The sequence below is a fragment of the Thermorhabdus hydrogeniformans genome, from assembly GCF_049310025.1.
Lineage (GTDB): Bacteria > Bacillota > Thermosediminibacteria > Thermosediminibacterales > Tepidanaerobacteraceae > JBJYKD01.
The window spans coordinates 118,755-138,411 of sequence record NZ_JBJYKD010000001.1; the positions used below are offsets into that span (position 1 = coordinate 118,755).

16 protein-coding genes are annotated in these 19,657 nt (G+C 45.8%); all 16 read right to left on the reverse strand.

Annotated elements, in window-relative coordinates:
- Nucleotide 1 precedes the first annotated feature (1 nt).
- Nucleotides 2-838 (reverse strand): sugar phosphate isomerase/epimerase family protein, encoded by an 837-nt coding sequence (locus tag ACKX14_RS00560; protein WP_422443640.1) that lies wholly within the window; start codon nucleotides 836-838, stop codon nucleotides 2-4.
- A 21-nt stretch (nucleotides 839-859) separates the two neighbouring features.
- Entirely contained in the window at nucleotides 860-1,825 is a 966-nt protein-coding gene (locus ACKX14_RS00565; protein ID WP_422443641.1) for an ABC transporter permease, read from the reverse strand.
- A 46-nt stretch (nucleotides 1,826-1,871) separates the two neighbouring features.
- A complete protein-coding gene (locus ACKX14_RS00570; RefSeq protein ID WP_422443642.1) occupies nucleotides 1,872-3,377 on the reverse strand; it encodes a sugar ABC transporter ATP-binding protein in 1,506 nt (501 codons plus the stop codon).
- 141 nt (nucleotides 3,378-3,518) lie between these two features.
- Nucleotides 3,519-4,517: a sugar ABC transporter substrate-binding protein gene (locus ACKX14_RS00575; RefSeq protein WP_422443643.1), complete on the reverse strand. Its 999-nt coding sequence runs from the start codon at nucleotides 4,515-4,517 to the stop codon at nucleotides 3,519-3,521.
- A gap of 126 nt (nucleotides 4,518-4,643) precedes the next feature.
- Entirely contained in the window at nucleotides 4,644-5,663 is a 1,020-nt protein-coding gene (locus ACKX14_RS00580; protein ID WP_422443644.1) for a LacI family DNA-binding transcriptional regulator, read from the reverse strand.
- Between the two features lie 327 nt (nucleotides 5,664-5,990).
- Nucleotides 5,991-6,206: a hypothetical protein gene (locus tag ACKX14_RS00585; protein WP_422443645.1), complete on the reverse strand. Its 216-nt coding sequence runs from the start codon at nucleotides 6,204-6,206 to the stop codon at nucleotides 5,991-5,993.
- A gap of 41 nt (nucleotides 6,207-6,247) precedes the next feature.
- Entirely contained in the window at nucleotides 6,248-7,441 is a 1,194-nt protein-coding gene (locus ACKX14_RS00590) for a Ger(x)C family spore germination protein (RefSeq protein WP_422443646.1), read from the reverse strand.
- Nucleotides 7,438-8,541 carry a GerAB/ArcD/ProY family transporter gene (locus ACKX14_RS00595; protein WP_422443647.1) on the reverse strand — a complete coding sequence of 368 codons (1,104 nt, stop codon included), beginning with the start codon at nucleotides 8,539-8,541 and terminating at the stop codon, nucleotides 7,438-7,440. Before ACKX14_RS00595 ends, ACKX14_RS00590 begins: the two co-directional genes overlap by 4 nt.
- A gap of 12 nt (nucleotides 8,542-8,553) precedes the next feature.
- A complete protein-coding gene (locus tag ACKX14_RS00600) occupies nucleotides 8,554-10,194 on the reverse strand; it encodes a spore germination protein (RefSeq protein WP_422443648.1) in 1,641 nt (546 codons plus the stop codon).
- Between the two features lie 83 nt (nucleotides 10,195-10,277).
- Nucleotides 10,278-11,183, reverse strand: coding sequence for an Hpt domain-containing protein (locus ACKX14_RS00605; protein ID WP_422443649.1), 906 nt, complete (start codon nucleotides 11,181-11,183; stop codon nucleotides 10,278-10,280).
- Nucleotides 11,184-13,499 (reverse strand): response regulator, encoded by a 2,316-nt coding sequence (locus ACKX14_RS00610; RefSeq protein WP_422443650.1) that lies wholly within the window; start codon nucleotides 13,497-13,499, stop codon nucleotides 11,184-11,186.
- Nucleotides 13,500-13,515: 16 nt separating this feature from the next.
- Nucleotides 13,516-14,334 (reverse strand): CheR family methyltransferase, encoded by an 819-nt coding sequence (locus ACKX14_RS00615; RefSeq protein WP_422443651.1) that lies wholly within the window; start codon nucleotides 14,332-14,334, stop codon nucleotides 13,516-13,518.
- Between the two features lie 26 nt (nucleotides 14,335-14,360).
- The gene (locus ACKX14_RS00620; protein WP_422443652.1) at nucleotides 14,361-14,939 is read right to left on the reverse strand and encodes a HEAT repeat domain-containing protein; all 579 of its coding nucleotides are present in this window, start codon (nucleotides 14,937-14,939) and stop codon (nucleotides 14,361-14,363) included.
- Nucleotides 14,917-16,023, reverse strand: coding sequence for a protein-glutamate methylesterase/protein-glutamine glutaminase (locus ACKX14_RS00625; protein ID WP_422443653.1), 1,107 nt, complete (start codon nucleotides 16,021-16,023; stop codon nucleotides 14,917-14,919). Before ACKX14_RS00625 ends, ACKX14_RS00620 begins: the two co-directional genes overlap by 23 nt.
- Nucleotides 16,024-16,031: 8 nt before the next feature.
- Nucleotides 16,032-17,558 carry a chemotaxis protein CheW gene (locus ACKX14_RS00630; protein WP_422443654.1) on the reverse strand — a complete coding sequence of 509 codons (1,527 nt, stop codon included), beginning with the start codon at nucleotides 17,556-17,558 and terminating at the stop codon, nucleotides 16,032-16,034.
- Nucleotides 17,559-17,594: 36 nt separating this feature from the next.
- On the reverse strand, nucleotides 17,595-19,550 hold the full coding sequence (locus tag ACKX14_RS00635; RefSeq protein ID WP_422443728.1) for a methyl-accepting chemotaxis protein: 1,956 nt from the start codon (nucleotides 19,548-19,550) through the stop codon (nucleotides 17,595-17,597).
- Between the last annotated feature and the right edge of the window lie 107 nt (nucleotides 19,551-19,657).

The following is a 19,657-nucleotide window of genomic DNA, read 5'->3' on the forward strand; positions in this document are numbered from 1 at the left end:
TTTACTTCAATTCAAAGTACTTTCCAATAATTTTTTCTGTCTTTTCTCTTGCCGTTTTAATGGTCTTTTCCGGGTCCCATTTCCAGTATTCGGGTCTGAACAATTCTACAGACACCATTCTGTCATACCCTGTTTCTTTTAATGTGTTTAAAATCAGATCCAAATCAATCACACCGTCCCCCGGCCATAACCTGTTTTCGTCTCTTAAAGCGCCCGGCGGTAAGTCTTCCGCATCGTCAACATGAAGTATGAATATCTTATTTGCATCAGCTTTTTTCAGGTCCTCTATTTTTGAATTCATTGCATGAAAATGAAAACAATCCAGCACAACTCCTACGCTATCTCTGTCAACGGCGCTTACAATATCGTACGCCTGGCCAAAGGTGTTCACCGAACAATTCGGATACCCAACAAATTCAAAGGCCAGTTCAATACCATATTTTTCAGCCGTATCCGCAAGATCATTTAAGATTTTAATCGATTCTTCTTTGATTTGTTTTCTGGTATAACCTCCTATATCGAAACTTGGAACAACCACTATTTTTTTGCAGTTGATCTCGCAGCCTGCCCGGCATAAAAACTCCAGATCGGCTTTTATCTTTTTGTAATCAGATTCATTTCTAAAAGTTACAAATTCCAGTGCATTGAAAGCGAAAGGCTTGAGTCTGCTGTGGCTGAAAAAGTTTGATAAATCTTTAAAACTGTAAGTTGTTAAATACTCCTTCAGCTTATCCAGCCTTATTTCAATAAGGTCGTACCCGTATTTTTCGCACAACTTCAAATCCTGTTCAAGATTCGAATTTTTCAATGTGGTCGCCTCATTGAAACAAATCTTCATTTAAATCTCCTCCGCAAAAATTCAAACTCTTCTTTGCTTATCCATAAGGACCGCGCCGACTATAATAAGGCCTTTTACAACCTGCTGCCAGTAAGCGGAAACGTGCAGCAAATCAAGACCGTTATTCAGAACTCCCATAATCAGCGCACCCACTACAGTACCCGGTATTGTCCCGATTCCGCCGTTTAAGCTGGTTCCCCCAATTACCGATGCGGCGATGGCGTCCAGTTCGTACCCGACCCCGGCCGTAGGCTGCCCGGCACTTAATCTAGAGGTCAGAAGTATACCGGCAATTGCGGTCATGAACCCGGCGTAAGTGTAGACCATTATTTTGTACTTATCAACATCGATTCCCGACACTACGGCAGCCTGTTCATTACCTCCGATGGCATAAATATATTTGCCGAATTTCGTATGTTTTAAAAGCACATGTGAAATAACCGCCACTATAATCAATACATAAATTGGAAAAGGTACCCCAAACAAATAACCCCTGCCGATAAAATCGAACGCGCTTGAAAAATTCGTTATGGGCCTGCCATCGCTATAAATCAGTGCAAGGCCTCTTGCGGCTATCATCATGCCCAGTGTAGCAATGAAAGGGGGCAACTTTCCTTTGGCAACAAGTGTTCCGTTTATAAAACCCGTCACTCCTCCTACCAAAATCCCTATTAATATCGGCACAATGAGCGGGTACTCATCCGGATGTGCGAAACTGGCACTTATAACAGAAACAAGGGCTATAACGGAGCCTGAAGACAAATCGATACCCGTGGTTATAATAATCATCGTGACGCCAAAACCGACTGTCGCTATTATGGAAATCTGTCTGACCACATTCATTAAGTTTCGCGGCTCCAAAAAATTGGGAGAAAGCACAGACATTATTACAACCATCAGAATAAAAACAAGGGTCATACCGTAGCGCTGTAAATCGACTTTGAATTTTTTTTGGGTTTCCGCTTTAAACTCTATGTTTCTCTCCATGGAAACACTCACTCCCAACAGCGGTTTTTTTGCAGTTCAAAATGCTTTATTTTCTTCCTTCCAATCCTGTCGCGTATCTCATTATTTTATCCTGGGTCGCTTCATCCCTGGTTAATTCCCCTGTAACCCTGCCTTCGTGCATGACGATAATCCTGTCGCTCATGCCAAGCACCTCCGGCAGTTCCGAAGAAATCATAATAATGGCCTTACCTTCCCTGGCCAGACCGACCATGAGTCTGTGAATCTCGGCTTTTGCGCCCACGTCTATCCCTCTCGTGGGTTCATCAAGAATCAATATTTCAGGGCAGGTGAGCAGCCATCTGGCAATCAGAATTTTTTGCTGGTTGCCGCCGCTCAGCCTCTTTACGATCTGGTCTAAACCGGGTGTCTTAATCCTCAACTGTTCAATCATATTTTTACATTCTTTATAAACTTTTTTACCATCCACTAAGAATCCTCTGACATAGTTGTCAACGCTTGCCATTATTATATTGTCTCTGACTGAAAGGGGTGAAAATAAACCGGTCAATTTTCTATCTTCGGTTAACAGGCCGATTTTGTTTTTTATTGAATCTACAGGCGAGTTTATTCTTACTTTTTGCCCTTTTATATAAATTTCTCCCGCATCGGGTTTGGTAATGCCGAAAATACTCTCTACTACCTCCGTTCGCCCGGCACCCATTAACCCGGCTATTCCGAGGATTTCACCCCGGCGCACCGAGAAATTTATATTGTAAAACACTCCTCTTTTGGTGAAATTCTTTACCTCAAATATAACCTCACCTATCTCCACCTCTTTTTTCGGAAACATATGCTTTAACTCTCTGCCAACCATCATTTCAATCAATCTGTCTTTTGTAATGTTCTCTATTCGCTCGGTGCCAACATATTCCCCATCCCTCAAAACAGTTACTTCATCGGCGATTTTGAATATCTCATCAAGTCTGTGAGAAATAAAGATTATCGATACGCCTTTTTCTTTTAATGAACGCATTATCTTAAACAAACGTTCAACTTCCTTTTCCGATATAGCCGACGTGGGTTCATCCATTATTATTAGTTCAGCATTATACGAAATAGCTTTTGCTATTTCCACCATTTGCATATTGGCTATGCTGAGATCCTTCATTTTAGTTTTCGGGTCCAGCGTTATATCCAGAGCCTGCAAAAGCTTTTTGGTCTTTTCTTCCATTTCTTTATCATTAACAAGTCCGGTCCTCCCTCTGAGGGATTCCCTGCCCAGGAATATGTTTTCGGCGACGGTCATGTGTGGAATAGGGCTTAATTCCTGATGTATCATGGAAATGCCGCTGCAGATTGCATCATGAGGTGAACGCAATTTAATTTCTTTACCTTTGAATTTTATTTTCCCGGAATCCGGAGAGTAGAGGCCGTTTAAAATTTTCATAAGGGTGGATTTTCCGGCCCCGTTTTCCCCCATTAAGGCATGTACGGTCCCTTTTTTGACTCTTAATTGCACATTATTCAGTGCCTTAACGCCGGGAAATTCTTTATTTATACCTTCCATTTCCAGAATATACTCATCACCCACGATCAATACCCCATTTCGCATCACATATGCGGGAGAGGTATTTGCGCAAAATGTCATTTTACGCAAAGCGCTTACCCTCTCCCATTTTCCTTAAAAAGTTTATTATTACAGAAATTATAAGTTATTCAACCGAACCTTTTATTATTGATATCTTTTTACATACTCGTCAGCTTTATCCGGGGTTACAAGCTCAAACGGGATCATGTATTCTTTTTCCACTTTTTCTCCTTTAGCGGCTTTTGCGGCGACTTCTATAGACGTCCTGCCCTGGCCTTTTGCATCCTGGAAAACTGTAAAATTCATTTTGCCCTTCTTTACAAAATCTATCGCTTCAGGTGTCGCATCAATTCCGGAAACTACTATTTTGCCTGTGAGGCCCGCATCCTCAATCGCTATAGACGCCCCTATCGCCATCTCATCATTGTGAGCGGCTACACCGTCGATTTTAATCTTGGACTGCAACCAGTTTTCCATTACTTCCATTCCTTTGTCTCTATACCAATCGCCGGTATTTTCTGCTACGATTTTAATATCGGGATAATCCTTCAAAATGTTCATATAACCCTGCTGCCTTCTGATTTCCGGTTCGTGGCCGTAAGAACCGTGAAGAACAACGATGTTACCCTTTCCTTTCAGGGCTTCGGCCATGGCCTTCATCTGGATTTCGCCCGCCTGCACATCGTCAGAACCCACATACGATACGGCCAAATCCTGATTTGCCAGCATTCGGTTCACGCTTATAAGCGGTATGCCCGCATCGTGAATGGACTGGACCATAGGCTTTGCCGCTTCTCTATCAACCGCCATAAGGACAATAGCATCCACTTTCTGGGTAATCAGGTTTTCCGCCTGTTTTAACTGCTCGTTGGCATCATACTTTGCATCGTAAAAAAGTACTTCATACTCGTCTCCAAGCTTGCTCGCGGCCTCCTCCATGCCCTTCTTCATATAAACCTGGAACTGATCGCTGAAATCGCACAGCAGTACACCGATAACCTTTTTACTTTTAGCTTCTTGCTGCTGATTCTGGTTCTCCTGTTTCCCCTGACCTTCCTGAGATGCGGGTTTGCCACAACCCGCCAGCATGCTTATACTCAGTAAAACGATCACCACGATTGCAAATATCCTGTTTAATTTCACTCAGATCTACCCCCTTAGTCTGGTTTTCAGAGCTTGTCAAAAAGACCCTTCATCTACGGACCCGATTTAAACCACCCCTTTTATCACCCCCCTTTACTTATGCAATTACATTAAACAGGAATCAATTTAACTATTCACCAACCTTCCCGTGGACTTTCTTATTACCAGTTCTGTATCCAGGATAATTTTTTCGCCTGTGGCCCTTTCGCCCTTGATTCTCTTTATCAGCAGTTCTGTCGCAATATATCCCATTTTTCTCATCTGTTGGTTTACAGTAGTCAGCGGGGGATCTATCATTTCCGCAAACATGGTATTGTCATAACCTACCACTGAAATGTCCTGCGGAACTTTAAGACCACAATGTCTTATGGCCCTAATTACACCCAGAGCTATCAAATCGTTTCCGGCGAAAAAGGCCGTCGGTTTACAGGGACCTTTTAATATATCCAAGGTTTTCCTAAAACCAAATTCAACCTTAAAATCTCCGTATCCGACCGCTTCGGGACATACCTTGAGATCCGCCTCTTCCATTGCTTTCAGGTAGCCTTTTTCTCTCTCCAGGTTTACCTTGATTTGCGGGGGCCCCAACAGGCATGCTATACTTTTATGGCCCAATTCAATAAGATGTTTGGTTGCGATATATCCCCCTTTTACATTATCAGAACCTACGATATCTACCGGCAGGCCTTCAGAATCGTCGATATCCCTGCCTAAGAGCACCAGAGGCACATTTGCCTTTAAAAGTTTGATCACATTCTGGTCATTGTAATACGCCGAGGAGATTATAAACCCATCTATACTTTTCTGTTTTAAAAGGTTTATGTAAGTAGCTTCTTTTTCGGAGCTGTAATCGGTATTGCATATTATTATGTTGAAACCAAAATCATTGCTGGCATCCTCAACCCCACGCGCCAGCTCTGCAAAAAACAGGTTGGCAATATCGGGAATTAATAGGCCTAAAGTCAACGTGGATTTTTTAGTGAGGGCAGAAGCTATAACATTAGGGGTATAATTCAGTTCCTCCATTACTTTTTTTACTCTCTGGCGGGTTTTTTCAGAAACGGCACCGCTGTTATTTAAAACTCTTGAGACGGTGGCAATGGAAACCCTGGCTTTTTTGGCTACATCATAAATTGTCGCGGCCATATCTAAACACTCCGTTTATAATTTTTGTTTTATATAAAATTGATACATTTGTAAGAAAAATGTAAGCGGTTACATTATGCTGACTTTTTTAAACCCCTCTCAAAACCTTGCCGGAAAACAATTTGACGTCATTTTTCGCAATTTTCTTTTTTGTAAGGGGTTACAATTTAAATCGAAAAATAAATCATTTTTATTTTAACTGTTTGTTTAGATTATTCTATATAAACTTAAAAAATCCTTCTTCTTTGATAAAAAATTTTTATTTAATTGGCTGTAAATAAAAGTAAAAAAATCTCCAATTCAACAAGATAAACCGTATAAAGGTCTCTATTTCAACAGCTCCGATAATGGCTCGAACAGCGCCTCAATGGCTCTGTTGGGATTGGGTAATTTTAATCCCATTACCTGCGGGATGCTTAAGGCCATACCGATTAACAGATATACAGTGAAGGCTACTAACTCCCGCCACATCTTTTTCTTTATCAAGCCCGGTACCTCGAACATGATAATACCGGCAAACAATACCAACAGCAATACGATCATGGTATCATCCTCCCTGAGATTCTCTTTTTCTATCCAGAAATCTATTCTTCCGGGGTGCCGAGGGGTCTGGTTAAAAGGCCTATCTCCCGGACGTAAGCTTCCACTGTAATGTTTATCTCCGCCCGCCTGAACACCTCGTCCCACCTGTCTTCTAATTCCCGCCAGTCTTTTTTGAATCTCTGGTGAAAAGCATGGCCGAAGCCGAACACATCCACCCCATACTCATCGCGGGCTTTCCTCAGTGCCGCCGTCGCTCTCTTTTTGATTTCATCGGCCATTTCGCTTTCCAGAGCTTTTATCATTTCCGGTTCGGCCAGGTTCTGGCGGCTTTGCTGTTCCACCATATCTCCTTCTGCCTTTATTTTAACGTTAAATCGCGGGTACTCACCGCCGCTTTCCGCTTCAATCCCCGTTTTTCCCCGCCTTATCCTGATGGATACCTTTTTATCCGGCTCGTTCGGGCTGGGGACAGTAATTACTCCATCCATGGATTCACCTTTAAGCCACATCAGCCCCCTTGTTTCGTGGTCATCGAGCCACCCGACAAGTTTGTCTTCTTTAAATATACCCACCCCCGAAATCATCACCTGCTTGTGACTCGGGGACCTGCTTTCCTGCCTGGGCCCCTGGGCAACCCCTGCTTCTTTAACCTCAACTCCGGTAACCGCCGGCTGTATCTCTTTGCTGGCCAGCATTTCCGCAAATTCCCTGAGCTGCACGGGATAACCGGTTCGCTTTCTTGTCAAAAAGCCTACTGCCTGGGCCGACGTCTTTTGCAGATCAGAATAGGTTTCTAAAAAGTCTTTTGCTTCTCCTTTGGCCACCATAATCCACATGGTCTCCCTGGGCTGCCTGTCCCGCTCAAAGAAATCCGTAACCATCTGCACTCCTTTTCTGGCCATTTGCTCTCCGATGACCAGAACAATGGAGTGACCCCAGTAAATATCCCGGGGGACCTTCATGGCAAGATACCTTTCGGCTTCTTCAATTGTTGCGCCTTCTGCTGAGACCACCAGGCTTGAAGATTCTTTCCCTATGTTCCCACCCTCGCCTCCGGCAGCGAAAGCTTCGGGTATGGCTATCTGCACCGTCAACCTGATGCGGTCGCCTTCCGTCCAGTCAACTCCCGCTCCCAGAACAATGGCCACCTCATTTATCTCTCTGCGACTCCAGCAGCCTCCCAGAAGACCGGCTAAAGCAAAACAGCAGAGCAGGATGGAAATCTTTTTGATCAAATATTTTTTCCTCCTTTTCCCCTAAGCAGGGTAACAAACAGCAGCACCAGGGGGATGCCCATTTCGAACACGATCAGCGCATATGGCGGCCAGGTCCTGGCCATAAAATCAAGCTGGTCTACAACACCCTCATGTATGAGTATTGATAATGCCACCAGAACCACTCCCACAGGCGCCACCAGCGGCCGGTAGTCTTTAAGCTCAAAGCACTGAGCGCTTCCCAAAACAGCGACGAAGTAAAATACCCCTACTTTTATGAAACCTCCAAGCACCCATGTTATAAAAATAACGTAATCAAGACGTTCCAGAAAATTGGCGATAGAAATCTCGCGTACCACGTTGAAGATGGGATAAATCATCGCAGACGTCATGTAAGGGCCGAACACAAGTAACGTCTCCAGTACGCTTGCTGATAAAAGAAAACCGGTCAACAGAATGGAGAAATCGGCTATCCGCCGTGCATCATTCGGCTTAGTAAGATTAACATAAGGAAGAATTATGGCAAAAGTAACGATTTCCCCCAGCCAACTGGCGGGCATAGCGGCTCCCTTCAAAACCTGAAGCAGGCCCGTGTCGAAAACAGGCAGCAACCTGGTCAGCTTCATATCCTTAATGGGCAATACAAAAACTATGGCCAGTAATCCCAGTATCAAAACAAACAGCTGGTTAAAGCGGCTTAAAACCTCCAGTCCATTTCGAGCCGCATAGGCTGCCACGAGAACAACAAAAATTTGAAAAACCACGATCGGTGTTTCCGGCATTATGGTCGCCACCAGAAAGATCCCAAACTCCCGGATCACTTCTGCGTTCATATGCAGGAACCACCAGATATAAAGCAAGCCTACGATCTTTCCCGGAATCCTTCCCAGAATTTCCTCCGCGTATTCAAATAGGGTTTTACCCGGGAATCGGAGGCCCAGATTCGCCACAATACGTGCAATTAAAAACCCGACAGAGGTGGCAATAATAATTGATATCCATGCATCCTGTTTGGCGAACTTTACGGTTATGGCTGGTATACTGAGGAGCGCCGTAGGTAAAATCACGTTAACCATTAACATAACCGCCTGATCGCCGCCAATTCTACCCTTTTCAAGCATATAATTTCCCCTTCAAGTTTTCTGCCGGTTGTCCGGTGGAGCCGGTTTTAATCCATATTTTTGTCTTTCCTGATAGTATCCGACAATAGCCCGCGGGTTGGTGAACATCGCCCACCATGGCGCCCGGAATACCACATCTTTCAGGTCTGCACCGGCTGTTGGAACCACCGGCGACAGGTATGGAACTCCGAAAGAACGCAGGGTGCACAGATGGACCCCGATAATTGCCAGACCACTGGTCAACCCGAACAGACCCAGGGTGCCTGAAAAAACCATCAGGGTAAAACGTAAGAGGCGAAAGGAAATACTGGCGCTGTAATGAAAGGTAAAGGAGGAAATGCCGGTAAAGGCCACCACAATGACAGTGGCGGCGGCGATCAAACCGGCCCGAACAGCCGCCTCGCCGATGACCAGAGCGCCAACTATGCTCACCGCCTGGCCAATAGGTCGCGGCAGTCGGATACCTGCTTCCCTTAAAACTTCAAAAGTCACTTCCATAAAAAATACCTCCACAAAGGCTGGATAGGGCACCATCTCCCGCTGAGCCGCGATACTCAGTAATAGCGATGTGGGCAACAGCTCAGGATGAAAGCTGACTATGGCAATATACAGAGAAGGCAGAATAAGTGATATAAACGCCGCCAAAAAACGTATAATCCGCACCGCCGAAGTAAACAAAAACCGCTCATAGTAATCCTCGGAAGCATGAAGATATTCTATAAAAAGGCTGGGTACGGTCAGGACGAAAGGGGTGCCGTCCACAAAGATTGCCACCCGCCCTTCCAGCAGCATAGCCGCTACCCGGTCCGGTTTTTCGGTGTGATTCACGGTAGGAAAGGGGCTCCATGATTCCTCCTCTATAAGTTCCTCTATATAGCCCGATTCCAGGACAGCGTCAACTTTAATTCGTTGGAGCCGGTTCTTCACTTCTGCTACCAGCTTATCGCTGGCAATGCCTTCGATATAAGCTATGGCCACATCGGTGTTGGTAACCCGCCCCAACCTAAAAGCCTCAATTTTCAGGTTCGGGTTTTTTATCCTCCTCCGTAAAAGCGATGTATTGACCCGCAGGGACTCGACAAAAGACTCCCGGGGCCCCCGCACGGTCGGCTCGGCTTCCGGATCGGTTATGGACCGCGATTCCCAGCCCCTCGCCCCGTTGACTATGGCGGTGTCATGCCCGTCCACCAGCAAAACGGTGTCCCCCGACAGGATCGCATGGACCACATCACTCACTTTATTCGTTTCCTTAATCTGATGTATGCACAGGCCTCGCTGTTTAATGAATTCCAGAGCCTGTGCTTTGGTGATCACACGACCCGGAACGGCCATCGGCACCTCCAGGGCCAGGGCACGCATAATCTGGTCACTTACCTGGGCTTTATCCGCAAGGCCGTCCGTATATATTAACGCCAGCCTAAGTTGTTCATTCTGAGCAAAAACAAACTCCCTGTAAATTACATCACTGCATTTATTGAGAATGGTTTTTAGTTGCTTCAGGTTGCTTTCCAGGTCCCTGCTGAGGAGCAGGTTTTCTAAAGATTCCATATGGGTTGCTCCGGCCGTTGATCGGTCGTTCAAAAGGTCATCCTGCTTTCTCTTGCTGTCCTTGCCCGGAGCACGAAATCTGCCGGATTTACGGGAACCGAACACTCCACCACCCGCTTTTCATGTCTTTGCAAAATGTCGTCTTACGAATATATTTTTCCCAATTAAAAACCAAGTATACCTTTAAATTACAATACACCCATTAGCTTCAACATTTTTAAAGCAGGGCCTCCGCCTCTTTCGCAACGGACCAATTTGTTTTCCCTGTGGGCGGCAAGTACAAGCTGCAGCAGTGCCAGATTTATTTTACATCTTTCGCCGAACACAAGCCTTACTTCATCGGCGCGTATCAACGCTTTTCTTAAACGCTTGAGGTCCTCTGGTTTATGTGTTACGCTCAAATCTATTATCACGCTGCCAAAGTTTTCGGTAGCCTGTCTTATTTTTACACTCTCCACATCCGGTATATTTTTCAGCCCCAAAACCACATCTTCGATGTCTCCTTGAATTTCAATTACCGCCGATATTTCTTCACATTCAAGTTTTTCTCCTATCAAGATGTCAACAGGTGGATCAATGCTTAATATATTCCCCATTTCCTCGATATACTTTTCTATCACCAGGGCGCGAGCAGTTTTCATAGTACAGTCACTGTTTATCCTTACCGATACCCGCCATTTGGTATTTTCACCCTGATTTTTAATTTTACCGCTTGAGCCTGTATGTATTAAACTGTTTATAATCTCCGTAAGCTCATTTACATTGCCGTTATAAGCTTCTCCTTTAATCGCCGCAGTGGTCATTTCTTTAAGGGCGTCAAGGCATTCAAAAAAAATGTCCACCAGTTCATCATTAATCTCCATCTCACCTTTTCGAAGCTTTTCAAAAAGGTTCTCCATTTTATGGCTGAAATCCGCCACTTCACCGAAACCCATGGTGGCTGACGAACCTTTCAATGTGTGCACAACCCTGAATATCTCATTCAGAATATCCTGTTGTTCAGGTTTTTTTTCCAATTTCAGAAGAAGCTGTTCTAACCTTGAAAGCTGCTCCCCAGTCTCTTCAATATATGCATCAAGGTAATTCCATTCCATTTAAACCCCTCCCGCCAGTTCTTCGGGATTCAGGACAAGCACAATATTTCCATCTCCCAAAATGGCTGCACCTAAAAAACACGTGGCAGACGAAAATTCTTCCGAGAGCGGCCTAACGATTATTTCCTGCTCCCCGACAAATTCATCCACCATAACTGCCATGCCGCTATTTAACACAACCAGCGGAATCTCTTCAAACTCATGCTCCTTTTGCATATCATCTTGAAGACCCATAAACTCCTGCAGCCTCAAGAGCGGCATTACCTCCTGCCTGAGGACAACTATTTCTTTCCCCTTCATCCTCCTTACATCAACCGCTTTGATTTTTACCATCTCGCGCACACTCTCGAGCGGGAAAGCGTAACGCCGGCCCTGCACGGTAATGAGCAGCACCCTCGACGTCACCATGGTCACGGGCAGTTCCATAAATACAGAAGTTCCCTTCCCCACCCTGCTGACCACGCGCACATTGCCTCCGAGTTTTTTAACCGTGTCCCGGATTACGTCCATTCCCACACCTCTGCCGGACAGTTCGGTTACACCTTCCGAAGTGCTGAAACCGGGTAGGAATAAAAGTTCTAATGCTTCGTCATCTTTCATCGCGGCTGCTTCTTCAATAGATACAAACCCTTTTTCAACCGCTTTAGCCCGTACAACATCAGGATCGATGCCGCGCCCGTCATCTCTGACTTCAACCATGACCTTGTCTCCTACGCGCTGGGCGCTCATAACAAGCGTGCCTTCTTCCGGTTTGCCGTTTTTCAACCGCGCTTCGGGTTCTTCAATGCCATGGTCTATCGCATTCCTTATTATGTGCAGCATAGGATCGTAAAGAGCCGTTACTATATTTTTATCTATCTGTGTCTCTTCACCTTCGGTGACGAGGCGCACCTTCTTATTCAACTTCCTGCTGATCTGGCGAATCATCCGGGGGAAACGGTCGAAGATATAGCGCACAGGGAGAAGCCGTAAGCCCATAACTATATCCTGCAAATCCTTTCCTATTCTGTTCAGCAAAACCTGCCGTTCCTTCAGCTCTCTTGTTATCTCCGACAAACCGTATTTTATTTCTACCTTTCTTATCATATAAGAAAGCCCGTTGTTCGCCACAATAAGTTCACCGACCAAATTCATGAGTTCATCCACTTTAGACTGTTCCACCTTCAATGTTTTTGTTGTTTCGCTCTCCGAACCGCCGTCACCCCTGCTGGTTTTTGCAGCAACTTTTTCATCCCTTTCCACAGCCGCCGGTTTACTGATATTAACCTGCTCTTTTTTGGCAGTTTTTCCTTTATCGTCCACTATCCAACTGATAAGCGCTGAAAACCTCTCAGGCCATTTGCCCTTATTTTTTTCATATGCATCAATCAGGCTTTCTCCTTTTGCAATCCAGCCCATGGATTCGGCTGCTTTTTGCAGTAGGTTTATTACCATTTCCCCCCTCGAACGCTGTTCTTCCGGGGTTTGTACAATCTTGTAGAATACCTCCTGCTGGGAAATGATCAGATCCAGCACTTCGTTTACCTTATCTTCACTAACAGAAATAGTCTCAGAATTGCTTCTACCCTCTACAATATCCCCAACTTCGTCCAGGCTTACTGTGGACACAAGTACCCTCATACTACTTTCCGGTCCTGCTGTTCCCCTTACAACATTTTCTATCTCCTGCGCGTTTTTACCGGTCACGACAATAAAAGTCAATGACACATAAGGTATAGAAGGGTCAAAATCTTGAAGTGAAGGCAATTCCCGCGTATCAGCAGCAATATGTACAACTTCTCCGATTTCTCTCAGTTTGCAGAAAACATCAAGTATATCAACCTCCATTGCGCCGGAGTCGGCTGTCTGCAGCGATACCTCGTATATATCGCCGTCTTTATCATGCAGCAATTCACTCAAAAACTTTTTTCTTTCTTCCCGAATTGTGCATAATCTATTGCCGCCCGTATTAATCCCCGTCAGCATCCTTGCGGAAAGCTGCAGGCAAACCGGATCGACAGGTTTCTCTAAATAAAGATTGGCTCCGGCCCGGAAGGCCTCCAAATAGTCATTTTCTCCCGATTCTGTGGAGATGATTATGGCGGGGACAAAACCGTAAAGCCCATGCCGCCTTATCTGTCTTATCAGCTCGTATCCATGCATTTTAGGCATATTTACGTCAACCAAGAGAAGGTCAAATTTGTTTTTAAAATATTTTTCCAGGGCTTCATAACCGTTGGCGGCTTCTTCTATCTCAAAACCCGCATCCCGAAGTATCGAGCCATGAAAGCCTCGCACCGCAGCAGAATCATCTACGATTAACACCCGGAATTTCATAATGCTTCTTCCCACCTCATTTCTGGTATACAAATGCATTCTTAAATCGACGCAGTTTAAAAACAGGAGTTATGCGGCTCATCGACTCCGAATGGCCCAAAAATATATAGCCGCCTTCCGCCAGGGCTTCATAAAAGTAAAGGGCCACCTGCCTTCGCGATGCGTCATCAAAATAAATCAGGACATTCCTGCAAAAAATCACATCAAAATCCATCATTTTCCGCATTGCCGCCGCATCCATTAAATTTAACCGATAGAACTCAACCTTGTTTTTAATGTGTGGTATTACTTCATAAAAATCTCCGCGTCTTAAAAAGTAGCGCATTTTATACTCCTCTGGCACCAACCGGACGGACCTTTCCGAATACAAACCAAGCTCAGCTTTTTCCATAACCGCCGTATTGATATCAGTCGCATGAACCTCCCAGGCCACTCCTTCCATGCTTTTGAGCATTTCTTCCATAATTATGGCCAGCGTATACGGTTCTTCGCCCGTAGAACACCCGGCTGACCAGACACGGATCTTTTGAAGTTTTTCCCCACGCTTTTTATCCAGAATCTCAGGCAGAACTTCTTCCGCAAAACATTTCAATTGATAATATTCTCTGAAGAAATAAGTCTCATTTACCGTTAAAAGATTGACCAGCTCTTGAAGTTCCTGCTCCATCACATCAAATCGCAGCCACGCAAAGTAACTTCTGAAATTTTGATGACCGGTTGCCTTAATGCGGTTTTCTATTCTGCTTTCGACATAATACTTTTTATGCTCTTCAAAGTAAATTCCGGTTTTCCTGTATATAAAATCTCTTAGCTTAACAAATTCTTCAACCGTCACTTTTGCACCTCATCTCAAAACACCCTTCATTCCATCAGTTTTCCTATAGCGGTTTTCACAGTATAGTCAAAAAACGGGCTGGAAAAACGGCGGGCAGCCCGCTTTATTGCTTCCCCGTCTTCCTTGCCGCAGCCAATTTCACCCAAATACTCAATCGCCGCAGCCACAACGTTTTCATCCTCATCTTCTTCTATCACCCTTTTTAAAAGCGCCGGCGCTGCCTTTAAACGCCCTTCCCCCAAAGCAACGACAGCCTGCTGACGGACATCTTTGTCGGGGTGTTTAATCATTTTTTCAAGCACGTCCAGCGCCGAATCTCCGATAAGGGCAAGTATCTCGACCCCAGCGTTTCTAATATACGCATCCTCACTTTTTAAAAGCTCCGCCACAGACTCCGCCACACACCTGTCCCTTATTTTAATAAGAGAACTTATTATCGCTTCCTGAACCGCCCTGCTCGTTTCCACCTCAAGTTGCCCTACAAGGGCTTCCACAATTCTTTCGCCTTGGGCCTCTCCAAGGTCAAGCGCCGCCATGATGCGTTCATTTTCGCTTTTGCCGTTTCTCATCAAATTTAACAGCTCATTTATGCGAGACTCTTGCATGTTCATTCACCTTCTTTAATATGATATCGCCAATTTTGTAGGCGGGTGCTATTATATCCGCTCCACCCCGTTCAATGGCCGCTCTGGGCATACCGTAAACCACCGCCGTCTCTTCCGATTCTGCAATTGTCAATCCGCCCTTTTTTCTTATCTCGACCATCATCTCGGCTCCATCGTCGCCCATACCGGTAAGCAGCACTCCTATAATATTCCGGCCATCCATATTTTCAAGCACCGATTTCATGGTTACGTTAACGGAAGGCTTGTACAGCGCATCTTCAGGCTTCCCCGTCAGTCTGGTTTTTAGGCCCAATTTCCCGGCATCCCGCTCCACCACAAGATGCCACCCCCCTTTTGCCACGGTAATCGTTCCCGGCTCCACAGCAGCCCCGTCGATCGCTTCCCTTACAGGCAAATTGCAGTACTGGTCAAGGCGCCTTGCAAAAGATTCCGTAAAAGCCGGGGGCATGTGCTGAACCACCAGCACTGCCCCCGGAAAATCGGAAGGAAGGCGCGGCAATATTTCCATCAGAGTTTTCGGGCCTCCGGTTGAAACCCCCATAATTACCACAATTTCATTCTTCAAAAGCCTGGCCGGATTTTTCTTTCCGTATTCGCCCTGCCTTTTAATTGCAGCGGCAGATTTTCCGCAAGACCTCCCACGGCCTATCGATTTCCTGTTCGAAAAAGCCGCCGCCCTCACTTTTGCCACAATTTCATCTGCCAACTGCTTAATCCCGAACGAGACAGTACCTCCGGGTTTTGCTACGAAATCAACGGCTCCAAGCTCAAGGGCCTCAAGGGTGGTTAAGGCTCCCTCCGTAGTCAGGGATGAAATAATGACAACCGGACATGGCGCAAGGGACATAATATGCTGCAGGGCCGTAAGACCATCCATGTGCGGCATATTTATATCAAGTGTGACCACATCGGGGTCCAGTCTCAGCGTCTTTTCCACCGCCTCACGGCCATCCCGGGCAGTGTCAATCACCTCTATGTCTTCTTCGTTCTCCAGAATGTCTTTTAAGCACCTGCGCATGAAAGCAGAGTCGTCCGCTACAAGCACGCGGATTTTTTTAACCATACCTGAAATCATTCTCCTTGCTTTATTTCATCGATTTCCATAAGCTCCTCTTTTTCCTTCCACGACAGGACTTCTTGCGTAGAAAGCAGAATTATCATCCTGTTTACTGCATCGAATTTCGCTATACCTCTGATAAACCTCTGCTCTATTTCAGCCATCAGAATTTCAGGCGTGCTTTCTATCTGGGAACGCTTCACTTTCAGAACCTCTTTAACCGAATCTACAATAAAGCCTGTACACCTGCCGGCAATCTCCACGATCACTATTCTGTTATGCTCGCCCCGGTCGCTTTCCTTTAATCCGAACTTTTTGCGAAGATCAATGACCGGCACGATTACGCCGCGAAGATTTATAACTCCTTCCACAAAATCCGGCGCCTTGGGAACAGCCACTATATCCGTCAGCCTTATTATCTCCCTTACGTCTTCTATAGAAAATGCGCATTCTATACCTTCCACAACGAAACTCACCAGCTGTTCCTCTTCATCTTTCTCTTCAATAAATTCCATCCCACCATCATCTCCACAAGACCGCAATATATCAGCACTATCTTTCAGCCTGCGGGAAAACATCTTTTTAGGGTCAAGCACGTAAACCAGCCGCCTGCCGCCCTCGAGCTTGCATATTCCGCTTATCTCTTCGCTATCCTTGTCTTTTAAAAGCGCCGGCATGGAGACAATTGACGTTTTTGCGACGCGCAGCACTTCTGAAACCACATCGACTCTAAATCCAACTGTATACGAACAGTCTTCTTCATCTATATGAGTTACTATGATCCTTGACTTCTCATCAAAGGCGCATTCCTCCATGCGAAACAACCGCCGCAGGCTAACTATCGGCAATACTTTGTTGCGAAGAGAAATGATTCCAAGAATATAAGGCTGGGTGTTCGGAACTTCGCTGATTTCTTCGGAGAAACGGACTATCTCCTGGACGTTAGCCACCTCAATCCCATATTCCTCGTCACCTATCTTGAAGCTGATGAGCTGCAGCTGTTCTTCACCGGCAGAATCCTCATTTCTCTTATTATCTTCGTTGACTTTTATCCGGTTAATTACATCTCTTTTGCCGGCTTCTCCATCCCAGGATTTAAGTAGCCGCTTTGCGTCCAGCAGCATAACCAACTTGCCGCCGTTTTCGATTCTTGCCACGCCTTCCAGAAAATCTCCTTTAGCTTCCGCCCCGGATATTTCCTCTATCTCTTCCCTTCGAATAGATATTACTCCGGCTACCCGGTCTACCACGTACCCAAGTTTTTTATCATCCGATGTGAGCACGATTACGCGGCTTGCCTCAGTATCTTCCTCTTTCGCAAGCCCGAGGCGCAGCCGGCAATCCACAATCGTCAGGATGGTTCCCCTCAGGTTGGCAAGGCCCCGGATATACAGAGGGACGCGCGGGACCTTTACCACCTCCGGAACTCTTATTATTTCCTGCAGATACTGTATAGCCACACCGTACATCTCATCGCCCAGATAGAAGGTAATGTACTGGTTGCTGCTGTCAATGGCCCTTTCACTCCTATTTAATTCCATAAAATTATCACCCTATCAATTAATTCTTTTCCGAACTCAAGATTGCTGCAGTTCATCGGCCAGTGCCGCAATCTCTTCAATGGCTCTTGAAAGTTCTCTCACGCCTTCCGCCTGCTGCTTACCAGCCGCAGCCGCTTCCTGTGCGGCTCTGGCCGCCTCTTCTGCAGCAGATGCAATCTGGTCCACACCTTTTTTTGCCTCCTCAATGGCCAGAACACTCTGCCTGGCCTCTTCAGCAATTTCTTCCGTACCCTTTACTATAGTCTTCATGTCTTTTTCTATCTGCTCGAGATCCTTTGAAGTCTTTTTTGCTTTTTCTACCTCCTGCACTGTAGACTCGCCTATTGCTTCCGTATCCGTCAAAACAATCTTTATCTGCTCCTGTATAGACTTTACAAGCTCTTTTATCTGTTCAGCGTTGCTTGCGCTGTCCTGCGCCAAATTTCTTATATCCGATGCGACAACCGCAAACCCTTTGCCGTATTCCCCTGCTCTTGCCGCCTCTATCGCTCCGCTTACAGCAAGCATATTCGTCTGAATACCTACTGTGGCTATGGTATCCACAATTTTGTCTATTTCTTTGGCCCTGGATTCCAGCGTCTTTATCTTTTCAATATTTTGTTTATTCGCATTCATGGCCTCCAAAATCCCGGAAATCAGCAGGTCTACATTTGCTTTATTGCGCTCAAGCAATTCTGATAGTTCTTTAACCCTGTTTAAGGATGATTGCGCCTCTTCGCTGATTGTCTTCATCCCTTTCTCTATTTGCGCCGCAGCTCCGGAAGATTCTTCGGCCGCCCCTGCCTGCTGTTCACTGCCCCTGGATATCTGCGCGAGCGCCACCATGATCTGATCTGCCGATTTGCTTGTTTCTTCAATGGCAGCAGAAAGTTCTTCCGCCGCAGCCGCAAGGCTCTCGGCCGATTTTTGAGTATCGGTAGAAGCTTTCAATTCCTCTGCCATTTCAGCAAGTTCCGCTGCTGCCTGACTTATGTCGGAAAGGGCTTTCGTCTGCTGGTCTATCGCCTGGAGGGATTCCTGCGTCGCTTTGGCCTGCTCATCTGCGCCGCCTGCTATCATTTCTGCTCCCTTTTGGAATTCCTGCACAGCAGCAAGCGACTGGCGGCTGAGGTCGTTTATTATGGTAGCGGCTTTTACCACCTCTTCCATTGCCCTGACAACAGAAATCAGGTCTTCATTTATTGATTTTCCTTTTTCCACCTGGGAGCGCGCTTTGGCCGCTGAATCATTAATCGCATCTACTACAACCTTTACCTCCTGCTGAATGTTATTTACAACTTCTCTTATGTCGTTGGCTGCCTTTTCAGAAGTCTCCGCCAGTACCCTTACTTCATCGGCCACCACGGCAAATCCCTTGCCGTGCTCTCCGGCCCGCGCTGCTTCAATTGCCGCATTTAACGCCAGTAAATTGGTCTGATCGGCTATTCTGACAACCGTCTTAATTATATTGCCTATGTTTTCCGCCTGCTTTTCCAGTTGGGCCACAAGCCTTGCCGACTCCTCATTTTTAGAAGACGCCTTGTTAACACCTTCTATAAGTTTTTCTATGTCCTCAGCCGTTTTTTCAACGAGCGTTTGAATGGCCTTCCCCCGGTCCAGCGCCAACCGGGCATTTTCCGCCGCCCGCTCTGACCCTCTGGTTATCTGCTCAATGGCCGCCAGTGATTCCTGGGTGGCTTTGCTTGCTTCCTCCGCTCCGCTGGCAATCTGTTCCATGGAAGACCTCAGTTCCTCTACTGCTCCTGAAGCCTCCTCCACACCCGATGACAGTTCTTCAGTGGCAGCCGCAATTCTCTCCGCCGCCTGCTGTTTCTTTGCAAAGGTGCGAGCCTTTTTTCTCTGCATCTCAAGCTGCTTTTTGTCTATGGACCTGGCTGTTTGAACCGGACTTACATCAATTTTGTCACTCCTTGCGGTATCTGTTCCTTCGCCGCTTAACGGGGCAAGTGCCTTAAAATTTTTTTCTGACATATCCACGCATGACCTCCTGTTTTTATAAAATTTTTTAAATATTATAAGCAAGTTGCATGAAAAAGCATATGTCTTAAAAAGACATAAAATGATCTCTCACTTAAAAA

Coding starts and splice junctions, on each gene's coding strand:
- ACKX14_RS00560 (WP_422443640.1), bottom strand. CDS start 838: ATGAAGATTTGTTTCAATGAGGCGACCACATTGAAAAATTCGAATCTT.
- ACKX14_RS00565 (WP_422443641.1), bottom strand. CDS start 1,825: ATGGAGAGAAACATAGAGTTTAAAGCGGAAACCCAAAAAAAATTCAAA.
- ACKX14_RS00580 (WP_422443644.1), bottom strand. CDS start 5,663: ATGGCCGCGACAATTTATGATGTAGCCAAAAAAGCCAGGGTTTCCATT.
- ACKX14_RS00585 (WP_422443645.1), bottom strand. CDS start 6,206: ATGATCGTATTGCTGTTGGTATTGTTTGCCGGTATTATCATGTTCGAG.
- ACKX14_RS00595 (WP_422443647.1), bottom strand. CDS start 8,541: ATGCTTGAAAAGGGTAGAATTGGCGGCGATCAGGCGGTTATGTTAATG.
- ACKX14_RS00605 (WP_422443649.1), bottom strand. CDS start 11,183: ATGGAATGGAATTACCTTGATGCATATATTGAAGAGACTGGGGAGCAG.
- ACKX14_RS00610 (WP_422443650.1), bottom strand. CDS start 13,499: ATGAAATTCCGGGTGTTAATCGTAGATGATTCTGCTGCGGTGCGAGGC.
- ACKX14_RS00620 (WP_422443652.1), bottom strand. CDS start 14,939: ATGCAAGAGTCTCGCATAAATGAGCTGTTAAATTTGATGAGAAACGGC.
- ACKX14_RS00625 (WP_422443653.1), bottom strand. CDS start 16,023: ATGGTTAAAAAAATCCGCGTGCTTGTAGCGGACGACTCTGCTTTCATG.
- ACKX14_RS00630 (WP_422443654.1), bottom strand. CDS start 17,558: ATGGAATTAAATAGGAGTGAAAGGGCCATTGACAGCAGCAACCAGTAC.
- ACKX14_RS00635 (WP_422443728.1), bottom strand. CDS start 19,550: ATGTCAGAAAAAAATTTTAAGGCACTTGCCCCGTTAAGCGGCGAAGGA.